Consider the following 17,078-nt stretch of genomic DNA (forward strand, 5'->3'; position numbering starts at 1 on the left):
CCGCCGGAGTTGTCCACAGGCCCGCGGTGATCCGTGGGCCGCAGGATGCCGCGACCGCGGGGTCCCGCGACCGCGCAGACCGCCCGGAGGCCCACCGGACGCCGGACGCCCACCCGATGCCGGGCACCGGCCGGAGCGGCCCGCCGGACGTGCCCGTCGCACCCTCTCCGGCGCACCCGCTCCGGCGCACACGCTCCGGCGCACACGACGGGCCCCGGCCCCCTCCGCGGGGAACCGGGGCCGTCGCACACGCTCCGCAGGTCAGCGCACGAACACTCCTGCCTGGCTCGCCAGGTCCAGGAAGTACTGCGGTGCCACGCCGAGCACCAGGGTGACCGCCACGCCCACCCCGATCGTCGTCATCGTCAGGGGTGACGGCACGGCGACGGTGGGGCCCTCGGGCCGCGGCTCGCTGAAGAACATCAGGACGATGACGCGGATGTAGAAGAACGCGGCGATCGCCGACGAGATCACACCGACCACGACGAGCGGCGCCGCACCGCCCTCCGCCGCCGCCTTGAACACGGCGAACTTCCCGGCGAACCCCGAGGTCAGCGGGATGCCGGCGAAGGCCAGCAGGAACACCGCGAACACGGCCGCCACCAGCGGCGACCGGCGGCCCAGCCCGGCCCACTTGGACAGGTGCGTCGCCTCGCCGCCGGCGTCGCGCACCAGCGTCACCACGGCGAACGCGCCGACCGTCACGAACGAGTACGCGCCCAGGTAGAACAGGACCGACGAGACACCGTCCGGCGTGGTCGCGATGACACCCGCGAGGATGAACCCGGCGTGCGCGATCGACGAGTACGCCAGCAGCCGCTTGATGTCGGTCTGGGTGATCGCGACGATCGCGCCGCCCAGCATGGTGACGACCGCGACGCCCCACATGACCGGCCGCCAGTCCCAGCGCAGGCCCGGCAGCACGACGTAGAGGATCCGCAGCAGCGCGCCGAAGGCGGCCACCTTGGTGGCGGCGGCCATGAAGCCGGTGACCGGGGTCGGCGCACCCTGGTAGACGTCCGGCGTCCACATGTGGAACGGCACGGCGCCCACCTTGAACAGCAGCCCCATGACGATCATCGCGGCGCCGATGAGCAGCAGCACGTCGTTGCCCATGGTGTCGGCGAGGGCCGGACTGACGTTGGTGACCGTGCCGTCGACGACCTGCGCGATCGTCGCGTACGACACCGAGCCGGCGTACCCGTACAACAGGGCGATGCCGAACAGGGTGAACGCGGAGGCGAAGGAGCCGAGCAGGAAGTACTTGACCGCCGCCTCCTGGGACAGCAGCCGCTTGCGGCGGGCCAGCGCGCACAGCAGGTACAGCGGCAGCGAGAAGACCTCCAGGGCGATGAAGAGGGTCAGCAGGTCGTTGGCCGCCGGGAAGACCAGCATGCCCGCGACGGCGAACAGCAGCAGCGGGAAGACCTCGGTGGTGGTGAAGCCCGCCTTGACGGCCGCCTTCTCGCTGTCGCTGCCCGGCACCGAGGCGGCCTGGGCGACGAAGGAGTCGACGCGGTTGCCGTGCGCCTCGGGGTCGAGCCGCCGTTCGGCGAAGGTGAACAGGCCCACCAGGGCGGACAGCAGGATCGTGCCCTGGAGGAACAGCGCCGGTCCGTCGACCGCGATCGCGCCCATCGCCGCGATGTGTGCCTTGGTGGTGCCGTATCCGTCCGCCGCCAGCGCCACCACCGCGGCGAACGCGGCGGTCAACGCGACGACGGACAGGAACAGCTGGGCGTGGTAGCGGGACCTGCGCGGCACGAACGCCTCGACCAGGATCCCGACGACGGCCGCGCCCACGACGATCAGGGTGGGCGACAGCTGTGCGTATTCGATCTTCGGCGCGTCGATCTTCGAGATCGGGTCGGCCGCGGTTGTCCACAGACTGTGGACGACTGCTGTGCTCACTTGGCCGCCTCCACCTCGGGCTGGGGGTCCTTCTCCTGGACGTCGGACAGTGTCTGCTTGACCGCCGGGTCGACGATGTCGGTGACGGGCTTCGGGTAGACGCCCAGGAAGATCAGCAGAACGATCAGCGGGGCGACGACCATCAGCTCACGCGCGCGGAGGTCGGGCATCGCGGCGACCTCGGGTTTGACGGGACCGGTCATCGTCCTCTGGTAGAGGACGAGGGTGTAGAGCGCGGCGAGGACGATGCCGAACGTGGCGACGATGCCGATCACCGGATAGCGCGAGAACGTCCCCACCAGGACCAGGAACTCGCTCACGAACGGCGCCAGTCCCGGCAGCGACAGGGTCGCCAGCCCGCCGATCAGGAAGGTGCCGGCGAGCACCGGGGCGACCTTCTGCACACCGCCGTAGTCGGCGATGAGCCGCGAGCCGCGCCGCGAGATGAGGAAGCCGGCGACCAGCATCAGGGCGGCCGTCGAGATGCCGTGGTTGACCATGTAGAGCGTCGCGCCGGACTGGCCCTGGCTGGTCATCGCGAAGATGCCCAGGATGATGAAGCCGAAGTGCGAGATCGACGCGTACGCCACCAGCCGCTTGATGTCCCGCTGCCCGACGGCGAGCAGCGCGCCGTAGATGATGCTGACCACGGCGAGGACGAGGACCACGGGTGTGGCCCACTTACTGGCCTCCGGGAAGAGCTGGAGGCAGAAGCGCAGCATCGCGAAGGTGCCGACCTTGTCGACCACCGCCGTGATGAGGACGGCGACCGGGGTGGTGGCCTCCCCCATGGCGTTGGGCAGCCAGGTGTGGAGCGGCCACAGGGGCGCCTTCACGGCGAAGGCGAAGAAGAAGCCGAGGAACAGCCAGCGTTCGGTGTTCGTCGCCATGTCGAGCGAGCCGTTGGCCCGGGCCTCGGCGATCTCCGTCAGCGAGAAGTTCCCGGCGACCACGTACAGCCCGATCACCGCGGCCAGCATGATCAGCCCGCCGGCCAGGTTGTAGAGCAGGAACTTCACGGCCGCGTACGACCGTTGGGTGGACGCCGTCTCCTCGCCGTGCTCGTGGGCCCGGTCCCCGAAGCCGCCGATGAGGAAGTACATCGGGATCAGCATGGCTTCGAAGAAGATGTAGAACAGGAAGACGTCGGTGGCCTCGAAGGAGATGATCACCATCGCCTCGACGGCGAGGATCAGGGCGAAGAAGCCCTGCGTCGGCCGCCACCGTTTGTTGCCTGTCTCCAGCGGGTCGGCGTCGTGCCAGCCCGCGAGGACGATGAACGGGATCAGCAGCGCCGTGAGCGCGATGAGCGCCACCGCGATGCCGTCCACGCCGAGTTCGTACCGGACGCCGAACTCGGCGATCCAGGAATGGGACTCGGTGAGCTGGTAGCGGTCGCCGTCCGGGTCGAAGCGGACCAGGACGACGATCGCGAGGACGAGCGTGGCGAGGGAGAACAGCAGGGCCAGCGTCTTGGCGGCGTCGCGCCGCGCGGCCGGGACGGCGGCCGTGGCGACCGCCCCGATCGCGGGGAGCACCGCCGTCGCTGTCAGCAGAGGAAAGGACATCGGTATCAGACCGCCCTCATCAGCAGGGTCGCGGCGACGAGGACCGCCGCACCGCCGAACATCGAGACCGCGTACGACCGCGCGAAGCCGTTCTGGAGCTTGCGCATGCGCCCGGAGAGACCGCCGACCGAGGCCGCCGTGCCGTTGACGACGCCGTCGACCAGGGTGTGGTCGACGTACACCAGGGACCGGGTGAGGTGCTCGCCGCCGCGGACCAGGACGACGTGGTTGAAGTCGTCCTGGAGGAGGTCGCGGCGGGCGGCCCTGGTGAGCAGGGAACCGCGCGGGGCGACGACCGGGACGGGGCGGCGGCCGTACTGGAGGTAGGCGACCGCGACGCCGATCACCAGCACCACCATGGTGGCGAGGGTGACCGTGAGCGCGCTGACCGGCGCGTCGCCGTGGCTGTGCCCCGTGACGGGCTCCAGCCAGTGCAGGAAGCGGTCGCCGATGCTGAAGAAGGCACCGGCGAAGACCGAGCCGAAGGCCAGCACGATCATCGGGATCGTCATGGACCTCGGGGACTCGTGCGGGTGCGGCTCCCCCGTCGCGGCGGCGACCTGGCCGGATGCGGCCCCGTCGCCGTGTGCGGCGGCGGGCTCGGCGCTCGGCGCCTCGGGTGAGCGGGTGGGCCGGTTCCTCCAGCGCTCCTCGCCGAAGAACGTCAGCAGCATCACGCGCGTCATGTAGTACGCCGTGATGGCCGCGCCCAGCAGCGCGCAGCCGCCGAGGATCCAGCCCTCGGTGCCGCCCTTGGCGAAGGCGGCCTCGATGATCTTGTCCTTGGAGAAGAAGCCGGACAGGCCCGGGAAGCCGATGATGGCGAGGTAGCCGAGGCCGAACGTGATGAAGGTGACCGGCATGTACCTGCGCAGGCCGCCGTACTTGCGCATGTCGACCTCGTCGTTCATGCCGTGCATGACCGAACCGGCGCCGAGGAACAGGCCGGCCTTGAAGAAGCCGTGCGTCACGAGGTGCATGATCGCGAAGACGTAGCCGATGGGGCCGAGGCCGGCGGCCAGCACCATGTAGCCGATCTGCGACATGGTCGAACCGGCCAGGGCCTTCTTGATGTCGTCCTTGGCGCAACCGACGATCGCACCGAACAGGAGCGTGACGGCACCGACGATCGTGACGACGAGCTGGGCGTCGGGCGCCAGGTTGAAGATCGCCGCGGAGCGGACGATCAGGTAGACCCCGGCGGTCACCATCGTGGCCGCGTGGATGAGGGCCGAGACGGGCGTCGGGCCCTCCATGGCGTCCCCGAGCCAGGACTGCAACGGCACCTGGGCGGACTTGCCGCAGGCCGCGAGCAGCAGCATCAGGGCGATCGCGGTGAGCGTGCCCTCGCTCGCCCCACCGGCGAGTCCGGCCTCCTCGGGCGTGCCGAGCAGGGGGCCGAAGGCGAAGGTGCCGAAGGTGGTGAACATCAGCATGATGGCGATCGACAGGCCCACGTCACCGACGCGGTTGACCAGGAAGGCCTTCTTCGCCGCGGTGGCGGCGCTGGGCTTGTGCTGCCAGAAGCCGATCAGCAGGTAGGAGGCGAGGCCGACGCCCTCCCAGCCGACGTACAGCAGCAGGTAGTTGTCGGCGAGGACCAGCAGGAGCATCGCCGCCAGGAACAGGTTCAGGTAGCCGAAGAAGCGGCGGCGGCGCTCGTCGTGCTCCATGTACCCGATCGAGTACAGGTGGATCAGCGAGCCGACGCCCGTGATCAGCAGGACGAACGTCATCGACAGCTGGTCGACGCGGAAGGCTGCGTCCGCCTGGAAGCCCTCGACCGGGATCCAGCTGAACAGGTGTTGCGTGAGTGTGCGGTCGTCGGCGTCCCTGCCGAGCAGGTCGGCGAAGAGGACGAGGCCGATCACGAAGGAGACGGCCGCCAGCAGTGTGCCGAGCCAGTGGCCGACGGCGTCGAGCCGCCGGCCGCCGACCAGGAGGACGGCCGCTCCGAGCAGGGGCGCCGCGATCAGCAGCGCAATCAGGTTCTCCACGATTCTTCCGACCCCTTACAGCTTCATCAGGCTGGCGTCGTCGACCGAGGCCGAGTGGCGGGAACGGAACAGCGACACGATGATCGCGAGTCCCACCACGACCTCCGCCGCGGCGACGACCATCGTGAAGAACGCGATGATCTGGCCGTCGAGGTTGCCGTGCATGCGGGAGAAGGCGACGAACGCGAGGTTGCAGGCGTTGAGCATCAGCTCGATGCACATGAACACGACGATCGCGTTGCGCCTGATCAGGACGCCCGTCGCGCCGATCGTGAACAACAGGGCGGCGAGGTAGAGGTAGTTGACGGGGTTCACTTCGACGCCTCCTCGGCCCGCTTGAAGGTCGGCGGCTCGATCGGGGTGCGTTCCAGGCGCTCCGCGGAGCGCTGCTCGATCGCCTTGAGGTCGTTGAGCGCCTCGGCGGACACGTCCCGGACCTGGCCGCGCTCCCGCAGTGTCTTGCTGACGGTGAGGTCGGAGGGGGTGCCGTCGGGCAGCAGGCCGGCGACGTCCACGGCGTTGTGCCGCGCGTACACGCCGGGCGCGGGCAGCGGCGGCAGGTGGACGCCCTCGCGGACGCGCTGTTCGGACAGTTCGCGCTGGGTCTTCGCCCGCTCGGTGCGCTCGCGGTGGGTGAGCACCATGGCGCCGACGGCGGCCGTGATGAGCAGGGCGCCGGTGATCTCGAAGGCGAAGACGTACTTGGTGAAGATGAGGGCCGCGAGGCCCTCCACGTTGCCGCCCGCGTTGGCCTCCGTGAGGCCGCCGAACTCCGTCAGGGAGGCGTTGCCGATGCCGGCGACCAGCAGGACGCCGAAGCCGAGGCCGCAGACGAGGGCCAGCCAGCGCTGGCCCTTGATGGTCTCCTTCAGGGAGTCCGCGGCGGTGACGCCGACGAGCATCACCACGAACAGGAACAGCATCATGATCGCGCCGGTGTAGACGACGATCTGCACGACGCCCAGGAAGTAGGCGCCGTTGGCGAGGTAGAACACCGCCAGGACGATCATGGTTCCGGCGAGGCAGAGCGCGCTGTGCACGGCCCTCCTCATGAAGACGGTGCACAGGGCGCCGATCACCGCGACGGTGCCCAGCACCCAGAACTGGACCGCCTCGCCGGTGGAGGTGGAGTAGGCGGCGAGCTGAGCGCTCATCGGCCGATCACCTCCCCGGAGGCGGGCTCGCCCTCGCCGGACGTGGCGGCGGCCTCCTGCGGGACCTCGCCCCGGGAGAGCGCGACCTGCCGCTCGGTGCCGGGCGCGGCCTCCGTCACCAGGCCCCGGTAGTAGTCCTGTTCGTCCATGCCGGGGTAGATGGCGTGCGGACTGTCGACCATGCCCTCGTCCAGGCCGGCCAGCAGCTGCTCCTTGGTGTAGATCAGGTTGGCGCGGCTGCTGTCGGCCAGTTCGAACTCGTTGGTCATCGTCAGCGCGCGGGTGGGGCACGCCTCGATGCACAGGCCGCACAGGATGCAGCGGGCGTAGTTGATCTGGTAGACGCGCCCGTACCGCTCGCCCGGGGAGTAGCGCTCCTCCTCGGTGTTGTCGGCCCCCTCGACGTAGATGGCGTCGGCGGGGCAGGCCCACGCGCACAGCTCGCAGCCGACGCACTTCTCCAGACCGTCCGGATGGCGGTTGAGCTGGTGCCGTCCGTGGAACCGGGGAGCGGTGGTCTTCTCCTGCTCGGGGTACTGCTCGGTGAGCCGCTTCTTGAACATGGCCTTGAAGGTCACGCCGAAACCGGCTACCGGGTTCTGGAAGCCGGGCTTCGGCTGCCCGGCCTCCTTGGGCTCCTCAGCCATCGGACGCCTCCTTTCCCTCCAGAGATCCGTCACTGTGAGTATCGGACCCACCACTGACAATCAGCTCCCGCTCCCGGCGCGGACGGCGCCTGGGCACCGGCGGCAGCTCCTGTCCCGGCAGCGGCGGTACGGGGAACCCGCCCGCCATCGGGTCGAAGGCGGCGGGCTCGGCCGGGGCCGGCTCCGCCTTGCCGCGGTCGCGGAACATGTCCGCGACGAAGGAGAGCAGCAGCAGGACCAGGACGCCGCCGACGACGTAGAGGGCGATGTCGGCGAAGTCGTAGTTCTCGTTGCGCAGGGTCCGCACGGTCGCGACGAGCATCAGCCAGACGACCGAGACCGGGATGAGGACCTTCCAGCCGAGCTTCATGAGCTGGTCGTAGCGGACCCGGGGCAGCGTGCCGCGCAGCCAGATGAAGAAGAACAGCAGCAGCTGCACCTTGACGACGAACCAGAGCATCGGCCACCAGCCGTGGTTCGCGCCCTCCCAGAAGGTGCTGACCGGCCAGGGGGCCCGCCAGCCGCCGAGGAAGAGCGTGGTCGCCACGGCCGAGACCGTCACCATGTTCACGTACTCGGCGAGCATGAACATCGCGAACTTGATCGACGAGTACTCGGTGTTGAAGCCGCCGACCAGGTCGCCCTCGGACTCCGGCATGTCGAACGGGGCCCGGTTCGTCTCGCCGACCATCGTGACGATGTAGAGGACGAAGGAGACCGGCAGCAGGAGGATGTACCAGCGGTCCTGCTGCTGCTCGACGATGGTCGACGTCGACATGGACCCGGAGTAGAGGAACACCGAGGCGAACGCGGCGCCCATCGCGATCTCGTACGAGATCATCTGCGCGCAGGAGCGCAGGCCCCCCAGGAGTGGATAGGTGGATCCGGAGCTCCATCCCGCGAGGACGATGCCGTAGATGCCGACCGAGGCGACCGCGAGGATGTAGAGCATCGCGATCGGCAGGTCGGTGAGCTGCATCGTGGTGCGCTGCCCGAAGATCGAGATCTCGTTGCCGGCCGGGCCGAAGGGGATCACGGCGATCGCCATGAAGGCCGGGATGGCCGCGACGACCGGCGCGAGGACGTACACCACCTTGTCGGCGCGTTTGACGATCAGGTCTTCCTTGAGCATCAGCTTGATGCCGTCGGCGAGCGACTGGAGCATGCCCCAGGGGCCGTGCCGGTTGGGGCCGATGCGCAGCTGCATCCAGGCGACGACCTTGCGTTCCCAGACGATGGAGAACAGCACGGTCAGCATCAGGAAGGCGAAGCAGAAGACCGCCTTGATCACGACCAGCCACCAGGGATCGCGGCCGAACATCGAGAGGTCTTCAGCGGCGAGGTACAAGCTCATGCCTCCACCTCCTTGGGGGCCTCGGCGGCGAGCGTCGCCGGGCCGATGCGGACGAGGGAGCCGGGCCGGGCCCCGGTGTCGGAGGCGACGCCCCCGCCCGTGGAGTTCAGCGGGAGCCACACCACCCGGTCGGGCATCTCGGTGATCCGCAGGGGCAGTTCCACCGTCCCCGCGGTGCCGGTCACGGCGAGCGTGTCGCCGTCCTTGACGCCGGCTTCGGCGGCCGTGGCGGCGGACACGCGCGCGTGGGCGGCGTGCCGGGTGCCGGCGAGCGCCTCGTCACCCTGCTGGAGGAGGCCCTGGTCGAGCAGCAGGCGGTGCCCGGCGAGCACGGCCTCACCGGCGGCGGGCCGCGGCAGGACGCCGGCGGTGTCCAGCGGCGCGGCGGCCCGCGGCCCGTCCCAGGCACCGAGCCGGTCCAGTTCCGCGCGCGTGGTGCGCAGGTCCGGCAGGCCCAGGTGGACGTCCATGGCGTCGGCGATCATCTGCAGCACGCGCGCGTCGGTCGGTGCCGGACGGCGTGTCATCTGGTCGGGCTTGAGCGCGGCCTCGAAGGAGCGCACCCGGCCCTCCCAGTTGAGGAAGGCCCCCGCCTTCTCGGCGACCGCGGCGACGGGCAGGACGACGTCGGCACGGTCGGTGACCTCGCCGGGGCGCAGCTCCAGCGACACCACGAAGCCGGCCTCGGCGAGCGCCTCACGCGCGCGCGACGGGTCGGGCAGGTCGGCCACCTCCACCCCGGCGACGAGCAGTGCCTGCAGTTCGCCGCGCGCGGCGGCCTCGATGATCTGCCCGGTGTCCCGGCCGTAGCGCGGCGGGAGTTCGGCGACGCCCCAGACGGCGGCGACCTCCTCCCGCGCGCGCGGGTCGGTGGCCGGGCGTCCGCCCGGCAGCAGCGACGGGAGCGCGCCCGCCTCGACGGCGCCCCGCTCCCCCGCCCGGCGCGGGATCCACACCAGGTCCGCCCCGGTCGCGGTGGCCGCGCGTACGACGGCGGTGAGGCCGCCCGCGACGGCGGCGAGCCGCTCACCGACGACGATCACCGCGCCGCCGGCGCGCAGCGCCTCGGCGGCCCGGCTCCCCGGCTCGTCCTCCAGGCCGACACCGCTGGTCAGCGCGTCCAGCCACTCGGTCTCGGTGCCCGGAGCGGCCGGCAGCAGCGTGCCGCCGGCCTTCTCCAGGCCGCGGGTGGCGTGGGTGGCCAGCGAGAACACCTTCTGCCCGTGCTTGCGCCAGGCCTTGCGCAGCCGCAGGAAGACGCCGGGCGCCTCCTCCTCGGACTCGAACCCGACGAGCAGGACGGTGGGCGCCTTCTCCAGCGTCGTGTACGTGATGCCGCTGCCGTCGAGGTCACGGCCGCGGCCCGCCACCCTGGACGCCAGGAAGTCGGCCTCCTCGCCGCTGTGCACGCGCGCGCGGAAGTCGATGTCGTTGGTGTCGAGCGCCACGCGCGCGAACTTGCTGTACGCGTAGGCGTCCTCGACGGTCAGGCGGCCGCCGGTCAGGACGCCGGTCCGGCCGCGCGAGGCGAGCAGCCCCTGGGCCGCGATCTGCAACGCCTCCGGCCAGGAGGCCGGTACGAGGTCGCCCTCGGCGTTGCGCACGAGCGGGGTGTCGAGCCGGTCGCGCTGCTGGGCGTACCGGAACCCGAACCGCCCCTTGTCGCAGATCCACTCCTCGTTGACCTCGGGGTCGTCGGCGGCGAGCCGTCGCATGACCTTGCCGCGCCGGTGGTCCGTGCGCGTCGCGCAGCCGCCCGAGCAGTGCTCGCAGACGGACGGCGTGGAGATCAGGTCGAAGGGCCGCGAACGGAACCGGTAGGCCGCCGAGGTGAGCGCGCCCACCGGGCAGATCTGGATGGTGTTGCCGGAGAAGTACGACTCGAAGGGGTCGCCCTCGCCGGTACCGACCTGCTGGAGCGCGCCCCGCTCGATCAGTTCGATCATCGGGTCACCCGCGACCTGGTTGGAGAACCGGGTGCAGCGGGCGCACAGCACGCAGCGCTCACGGTCGAGCAGCACCTGTGTGGAGATCGGGACGGGCTTGTCGTAGGTCCGCTTGCGGCCCTCGAAACGGGACTCGGCGTTGCCGTGCGACATGGCCTGGTTCTGCAGGGGGCACTCTCCGCCCTTGTCGCAGACCGGGCAGTCCAGCGGGTGGTTGATGAGGAGCAGCTCCATCACGCCGTGCTGCGCCTTCTCGGCCACCGGGGAGGTGAGCTGCGTCTTCACCACCATCCCGTCCGTGCACGTGATCGTGCAGGACGCCATCGGCTTGCGCTGGCCCTCGACCTCGACGATGCACTGCCGGCAGGCGCCGGCCGGGTCGAGGAGCGGGTGGTCGCAGAAGCGCGGGATCTCGATGCCGAGCTGTTCGGCGGCCCGGATGACCAGGGTGCCCTTGGGCACGCTGATCTCCACGCCGTCGATGGTCAGCGTCACGAGATCCTCCGGCGGGAGAGCCGCCTCTCCGCCCCCGGAGGGAGCGCTGGTGGTCACCGTCATGCGTTCACCTCCGTACGGTCGGCCCAGGCCGTCGACTTGGCCGGGTCGAAGGGGCAGCCGCGGCCCGTGATGTGCTGCTCGTACTCCTCGCGGAAGTACTTGAGCGAGGAGAAGATCGGCGAGGCGGCACCGTCGCCGAGGGCGCAGAAGGACTTGCCGTTGATGTTGTCGGCGATGTCGTTGAGCTTGTCGAGGTCGGACATGGCGCCCTTGCCGGCCTCGATGTCCCGCATCAGCTGCACCAGCCAGTAGGTGCCCTCCCGGCAGGGTGTGCACTTGCCGCAGGACTCGTGGGCGTAGAACTCGGTCCAGCGGGTCACGGCCCGCACCACGCAGGTCGTCTCGTCGAAGCACTGGAGTGCCTTCGTGCCGAGCATGGAACCCGCGGCACCCACTCCTTCGTAGTCGAGAGGGACGTCGAGGTGCTCGTCGGTGAACATCGGGGTGGAGGAGCCGCCCGGCGTCCAGAACTTGAGGCGGTGGCCCGGTCGCATGCCGCCGCTCATCTCGAGGAGCTGGCGGAGGGTGATGCCGAGGGGCGCTTCGTACTGGCCGGGACTGGTGACGTGGCCGCTGAGCGAGTAGAGCGTGAAGCCCGGGGACTTCTCACTGCCCATCGACCTGAACCATTCCTTGCCGTTCTGCAGGATCGCGGGAACCGACGCGATCGACTCGACGTTGTTCACCACAGTCGGGCACGCGTAGAGGCCCGCGACGGCAGGGAAAGGAGGACGCAGCCGCGGTTGACCACGGCGGCCTTCGAGCGAGTCCAGCAGCGCGGTCTCCTCACCGCAGATGTACGCGCCGGCGCCGGCGTGCACGGTGAGTTCGAGGTCGAGTCCGCTGCCCAGGATGTTCTCGCCGAGGTAGCCCGCCGCGTAGGCCTCGCGCACGGCCTCGTGCAACCGCCGCAGAACGGGGACGACCTCACCCCGCAGATAGATGAAGGCATGCGACGACCTGATGGCGTAGCACGCGATCACGATGCCCTCGATGAGGCTGTGCGGGTTCGCGAAGAGGAGCGGGATGTCCTTGCAGGTTCCCGGCTCCGATTCGTCGGCGTTGACCACCAGATAGTGCGGTTTTCCGTCCCCCTGGGGAATGAACTGCCATTTCATTCCCGTGGGGAATCCCGCGCCACCGCGGCCGCGCAGGCCGGATTCCTTGACGTACGCGATCAGGTCGTCCGGCGACATGGCGAGCGCCTTGCGGAGCCCCTCGTACCCCTCGTGCCTTCGGTACACGTCCAGCGTCCAGGACCTGTCCTCGTCCCAGAAGGCCGACAGCACGGGTGCCAGCAGCTTCTCGGGGCCGGTGTCCTTCAGTTCGGGTGCCAAGGTCATCACTCCCCCTCCTCGGCGGTGGGCCCTGCCGGGTGGGCGGGGTCGGAGGCCGACGTGTCCTGCGGCGCGTCGTGCGAACTGAGGTGCCGCGTCGGTGACGGGTCGTGCACGGCCCGGTCCTGCGGCACGTCGTGCGGTCCGCCGTCGCGTGGATGGACCACGCGCGCGGGTGCGGCCTCCCCCTTCGCCAGGCGAAGGCCCACCAGCGACGCCGGTCCCGCGCTGCCGCTCGCGTCGACGGCGCCCTCGCGCTCGTCGGGGAATCCCGCCAGGATCCGGGCGGTCTCCTTGAAGGTGCACAGCGGCGCCCCGCGCGTGGGCGAGACGGTACGGCCGACCCGCAGGTCGTCCACCAGTCGCTTCGCGCTCTGCACGGTCTGGTTGTCGAAGAACTCCCAGTTGACCATCACGACCGGCGCGTAGTCGCAGGCCGCGTTGCACTCGATGTGCTCCAGGGTGACCTTGCCGTCGTCGGTGGTCTCGCCGTTGCCGACGCCGAGGTGGTCCTGGAGCGCCTCGAAGATGGCGTCCCCGCCCATCACCGCGCAGAGGGTGTTGGTGCAGACGCCCACCTGGTAGTCACCGCTCGGCCGGCGCCGGTACATGGTGTAGAAGGTCGCGACCGCGGTGACCTCGGCGGTGGTCAGGCCCAGTACGTCCGCGCAGAACCGCATCCCGGTGCGCGTGACGTGTCCCTCCTCCGACTGCACGAGGTGCAGCAACGGCAGGAGCGCGGAGCGGGAGTCGGGGTAGCGGGCGATGATCTCGCGCGCGTCGGTCTCCAGCCGGGCTCGGACGTCGTCCGGGTAGGCGGGCGCGGGCAGCTCGGGCATGCCCAGGCTGACGCCCTGCTCCGAAGAAGAGGTGGTCACCGGTCGACGCCTCCCATCACGGGGTCGATGGATGCCACGGCGACGATCACGTCGGCGACCTGGCCGCCCTCGCACATCGCCGCCATGGCCTGGAGATTGGTGAAGGACGGGTCGCGGAAGTGGACCCGGTAGGGGCGGGTGCCGCCGTCGGACACGGCGTGCACCCCGAGTTCGCCCTTGGGGGATTCGACGGCCGCGTACGCCTGTCCCGGCGGGACCCGGAAGCCCTCGGTGACCAGCTTGAAGTGGTGGATCAGGGCTTCCATGGAGGTGCCCATGATCTTCTTGATGTGGTCGAGGGAGTTGCCGAGGCCGTCCGGGCCCAGGGCGAGCTGGGCGGGCCAGGCGATCTTCTTGTCGGGGACCATGACCGGGCCGGGCTGGAGCCGGTCCAGGCACTGCTCGACGATCCTGAGCGACTGGCGCATCTCCTCCAGGCGGATCAGGAAGCGGCCGTAGGCGTCGCAGGAGTCGGCGGTCGGGACGTCGAAGTCGTACGTCTCGTAGTCGCAGTAGGGCTGTGCCTTGCGCAGGTCGTGCGGCAGGCCGGTGGCGCGCAGGATCGGGCCGGTGGCGCCGAGGGCCGTGCAGCCCGCCAGGTCGAGGTAGCCGATGTCCTGCATGCGGGCCTTGAAGATGGGGTTCCCGGTGGCGAGCTTGTCGTACTCCGGGAGGTTCTTCTCCATCTTCTTCACGAACTCGCGGATCTGGTCCACCGCGCCGGGCGGCAGGTCCTGGGCGAGTCCGCCGGGGCGGATGTACGCGTGGTTCATCCGCAGGCCGGTGATGAGCTCGTAGATGTCGAGAATCAGTTCACGATCGCGGAATCCGTAGATCATGATCGTGGTGGCGCCGAGTTCCATGCCGCCGGTGGCGATGCACACCAGGTGGGAGGACATCCGGTTCAGCTCCATCAGGAGCACTCGGATGATCTTGGCCCGGTCGGTGATCTGGTCCTCGATGCCGAGGAGCTTCTCGACGGCGAGGCAGTAGGCGGTCTCGTTGAAGAAGGACGTCAGGTAGTCCATGCGCGTCACGAAGGTGGTGCCCTGTGTCCACGTACGGAACTCGAGGTTCTTCTCGATGCCAGTGTGCAGGTAGCCGATGCCGCAGCGGGCCTCGGTGACCGTCTCGCCGTCGATCTCCAGGATCAGGCGGAGCACACCGTGGGTGGAGGGGTGCTGGGGCCCCATGTTGACGACGATGCGTTCGTCGTCGGCGCGGGCCGCGGACTGGACGACCTCGTCCCAGTCGCCACCGGTGACCGTGTAGACGGTGCCCTCGGTGGTCTCGCGTGCGGATGCCGCCGAGGAGGTGGTCCCGGAGGGACTCGACGAGGGGTGGTGGCCGGGCGAGGGGTGGGGAGTGCTCACGAGTACGACCTCCGCTGGTCCGGAGCCGGGATCTGGGCGCCCTTGTACTCGACGGGGATGCCGCCGAGGGGGTAGTCCTTGCGCTGCGGGTGGCCCTGCCAGTCGTCCGGCATCATGATCCGCGTCAGGGCCGGGTGACCGTCGAAGACGATCCCGAAGAAGTCGTAGGTCTCGCGCTCGTGCCAGTCGTTGGTCGGATAGACGGAGACCAGGGACGGGACGTGCCGGTCGGAGTCCGGGACGCTCACCTCGAGCCGGATCAGCCTGTTGTGGGTGATCGAGCGCAGGTGGTAGACGGCGTGCAGTTCGCGGCCCTTGTCGTTCGGGTAGTGGACGCCGCTCACCCCCGTGCAGAGTTCGAAGCGCAGGGCCGGGTCGTCGCGCAGGGTGCGGGCGACCCGGACGAGGTGTTCGCGTTCGACGTGGAAGGTGAGTTCGTCGCGGTCGACGACCGTCTTGTCGATGGCGTTCTCGGGGAGGAGCCCCTGCTCCTCCAGCGCGCCCTCGAGTTCGTCGGCGACCTCGTCGAACCAGCCGCCGTAGGGGCGGGAGGTCGCGCCGGGCAGGCGCACCGAGCGGACCAGGCCGCCGTAACCGGAGGTGTCGCCGCCGTTGTTCGCGCCGAACATGCCGCGCTGGACGCGGATCTCCTCGCCGCCCTGGCCGCGCTGTCCGGGGAGGTTGGAGGCGGCCAGGTCCTTCTCGGGGTTGGTCCCCTCGGCCCCTGCGCCGGTGCCGTTGGCGTCGCTCACCGCAGCAGCCCCTTCATCTCGATCGTGGGCAGGGCCTTGAGCGCCGCTTCCTCCGCCTCGCGGGCCGCTTCCTCGGCGTTCACGCCCAGCTTGGAGTTCTGGATCTTGTGGTGGAGCTTGAGGATCGCGTCCATCAGCATCTCGGGGCGCGGCGGGCAGCCGGGGAGGTAGATGTCGACGGGGACGATGTGGTCGACGCCCTGGACGATGGCGTAGTTGTTGAACATGCCGCCCGAGGACGCGCACACCCCCATGGAGATCACCCACTTCGGGTTCGGCATCTGGTCGTAGACCTGCCGCAGCACCGGCGCCATCTTCTGGCTGACCCGGCCGGCCACGATCATCAGGTCCGCCTGGCGAGGCGACCCGCGGAAGACCTCCATGCCGAAGCGCGCCAGGTCGTAGCGGCCCGCGCCGGTGGTCATCATCTCGATGGCGCAGCAGGCGAGGCCGAACGTGGCGGGGAAGACGGACGACTTGCGCACCCAGCCCGCGGCCTGTTCGACGGTGGTCAGCAGGAAACCGCTCGGCAGCTTTTCTTCGAGTCCCATGGCTTAAAGGCCCCTCAGTCCCATTCCAGGCCGCCGCGCCGCCACACGTAGGCGTAGGCGACGAAGACGGTGAGCACGAAGAGCAACATCTCCACGAGCCCGAAAACCCCCAGGGCGTCGAAGGTGACGGCCCAGGGGTAGAGGAAGACGATCTCGATGTCGAAGACGATGAAGAGCATCGCCGTCAGGTAGTACTTGATGGGGAAGCGCCCGCCGCCGGCCGGCGTGGGGGTCGGCTCGATACCGCACTCGTAGGCCTCGAGCTTGGCGCGGTTGTACCGCTTAGGCCCGATCAGCGTGGCCATGACCACGGAGAAGATCGCAAAGCCTGCCCCGAGGGCTCCCAGTACGAGGATGGGCGCATACGCGTTCACCGCTCCTCGCTCCTCTCAGTCGGCACTGACTGCTGGCGATGTCGGGGCTCGCGTCCGCCTCACCGGCCCCACGAACTCCACCGTCACCGACGAAGATCGCGAACATGTGAAGCAGGTCACAAGCCCAACTGCCTCGCATCCTATGCCTGCGGCTCTGTGATCTGCGACACGGGGTATTGCACAAGCTTTGTGATCTCCACCACCTGACGAAGGATCATGAAGTCATATCAGCGGTGATCTTCGTACGCGAAGCGTCAGAGTGATCACAAGAAGTGACATTTACGCTCGTCACCGCAGGTCGCAGGGGGCGTCTCTATATCAAGATGGTTCCGCTGCATGCAAATTGGCGCTGGACGGGGTGCCTTGGTAGTGGATCCGTTCACACGTCGGAGGGAGCCGCGGGGGCCGATGTGGACGCGTGCGCGCGTTCACGAGCGGAACCGGTCGCACCGCTCGCGTCGGACGCGGGCCTTCCGGTAATCGTTCCGTGACCTCCGCCACACTCGGGGAGGCCGGCCAGGAGCCGGGCTTGGCCAACGATCTCCACCAGTGGTAGGCGCGGGGCAATCCGGACGTAACGACGAAAGGCCATGATCACAGGCTTGACCGCCTGCGTCCGCAATGTCCGTTACGGCGTCAATAAAGGGCGCTGTGGCAGGTGTTCGGACGCCCCGTTGA

The 17,078-nt window shown here is 69.5% G+C and carries 14 protein-coding genes; all 14 read right to left on the reverse strand.

The genetic code is table 11. From position 1 onward, the window contains the following. Nucleotides 1–261: 261 nt before the first annotated feature. From nuoN to ACGFQC_RS08810, 14 genes are read right to left on the reverse strand one after another with little or no spacing between them, the layout of a single operon-like run. On the reverse strand, nucleotides 262–1,911 hold the full coding sequence (nuoN, locus tag ACGFQC_RS08745; RefSeq protein WP_363088961.1) for an NADH-quinone oxidoreductase subunit NuoN: 1,650 nt from the start codon (nucleotides 1,909–1,911) through the stop codon (nucleotides 262–264). Further along, on the reverse strand, nucleotides 1,908–3,479 hold the full coding sequence (locus tag ACGFQC_RS08750; protein ID WP_363088960.1) for an NADH-quinone oxidoreductase subunit M: 1,572 nt from the start codon (nucleotides 3,477–3,479) through the stop codon (nucleotides 1,908–1,910). Before ACGFQC_RS08750 ends, nuoN begins: the two co-directional genes overlap by 4 nt. 5 nt (nucleotides 3,480–3,484) lie before the next feature. Further along, nucleotides 3,485–5,476 carry an NADH-quinone oxidoreductase subunit L gene (nuoL, locus tag ACGFQC_RS08755; RefSeq protein ID WP_363088959.1) on the reverse strand — a complete coding sequence of 664 codons (1,992 nt, stop codon included), beginning with the start codon at nucleotides 5,474–5,476 and terminating at the stop codon, nucleotides 3,485–3,487. Nucleotides 5,477–5,491: 15 nt separating this feature from the next. Beyond that, nucleotides 5,492–5,791, reverse strand: coding sequence for an NADH-quinone oxidoreductase subunit NuoK (nuoK, locus tag ACGFQC_RS08760; RefSeq protein ID WP_003974374.1), 300 nt, complete (start codon nucleotides 5,789–5,791; stop codon nucleotides 5,492–5,494). Further along, a complete protein-coding gene (locus ACGFQC_RS08765) occupies nucleotides 5,788–6,630 on the reverse strand; it encodes an NADH-quinone oxidoreductase subunit J (protein ID WP_363088958.1) in 843 nt (280 codons plus the stop codon). Before ACGFQC_RS08765 ends, nuoK begins: the two co-directional genes overlap by 4 nt. Next, nucleotides 6,627–7,277, reverse strand: a complete 651-nt coding sequence (gene nuoI / locus ACGFQC_RS08770) for an NADH-quinone oxidoreductase subunit NuoI (protein WP_363088957.1) — start codon at nucleotides 7,275–7,277, stop codon at nucleotides 6,627–6,629. Before nuoI ends, ACGFQC_RS08765 begins: the two co-directional genes overlap by 4 nt. Further along, the gene (gene nuoH, locus ACGFQC_RS08775) at nucleotides 7,270–8,631 is read right to left on the reverse strand and encodes an NADH-quinone oxidoreductase subunit NuoH (RefSeq protein WP_363088956.1); all 1,362 of its coding nucleotides are present in this window, start codon (nucleotides 8,629–8,631) and stop codon (nucleotides 7,270–7,272) included. Before nuoH ends, nuoI begins: the two co-directional genes overlap by 8 nt. Then, nucleotides 8,628–11,135, reverse strand: a complete 2,508-nt coding sequence (locus tag ACGFQC_RS08780) for an NADH-quinone oxidoreductase subunit G (RefSeq protein WP_363088955.1) — start codon at nucleotides 11,133–11,135, stop codon at nucleotides 8,628–8,630. Before ACGFQC_RS08780 ends, nuoH begins: the two co-directional genes overlap by 4 nt. Next, entirely contained in the window at nucleotides 11,132–12,478 is a 1,347-nt protein-coding gene (gene nuoF, locus ACGFQC_RS08785; protein ID WP_393287965.1) for an NADH-quinone oxidoreductase subunit NuoF, read from the reverse strand. The genes ACGFQC_RS08780 and nuoF overlap by 4 nt, the downstream gene beginning before the upstream one ends. Next, entirely contained in the window at nucleotides 12,478–13,350 is an 873-nt protein-coding gene (nuoE, locus tag ACGFQC_RS08790) for an NADH-quinone oxidoreductase subunit NuoE (RefSeq protein ID WP_363088953.1), read from the reverse strand. Before nuoE ends, nuoF begins: the two co-directional genes overlap by 1 nt. After that, nucleotides 13,347–14,723: an NADH-quinone oxidoreductase subunit D gene (locus ACGFQC_RS08795; RefSeq protein ID WP_363088952.1), complete on the reverse strand. Its 1,377-nt coding sequence runs from the start codon at nucleotides 14,721–14,723 to the stop codon at nucleotides 13,347–13,349. Before ACGFQC_RS08795 ends, nuoE begins: the two co-directional genes overlap by 4 nt. Further along, on the reverse strand, nucleotides 14,720–15,475 hold the full coding sequence (locus tag ACGFQC_RS08800; protein ID WP_363088951.1) for an NADH-quinone oxidoreductase subunit C: 756 nt from the start codon (nucleotides 15,473–15,475) through the stop codon (nucleotides 14,720–14,722). The genes ACGFQC_RS08795 and ACGFQC_RS08800 overlap by 4 nt, the downstream gene beginning before the upstream one ends. Continuing rightward, a complete protein-coding gene (locus ACGFQC_RS08805) occupies nucleotides 15,472–16,026 on the reverse strand; it encodes an NADH-quinone oxidoreductase subunit B family protein (RefSeq protein WP_029381065.1) in 555 nt (184 codons plus the stop codon). Before ACGFQC_RS08805 ends, ACGFQC_RS08800 begins: the two co-directional genes overlap by 4 nt. A 14-nt stretch (nucleotides 16,027–16,040) precedes the next feature. Next, nucleotides 16,041–16,400 carry an NADH-quinone oxidoreductase subunit A gene (locus ACGFQC_RS08810; protein WP_007383963.1) on the reverse strand — a complete coding sequence of 120 codons (360 nt, stop codon included), beginning with the start codon at nucleotides 16,398–16,400 and terminating at the stop codon, nucleotides 16,041–16,043. Nucleotides 16,401–17,078: the final 678 nt, after the last annotated feature.

It is taken from the genome of Streptomyces sp. NPDC048734, from assembly GCF_043198675.1.
Lineage (GTDB): Bacteria > Actinomycetota > Actinomycetes > Streptomycetales > Streptomycetaceae > Streptomyces.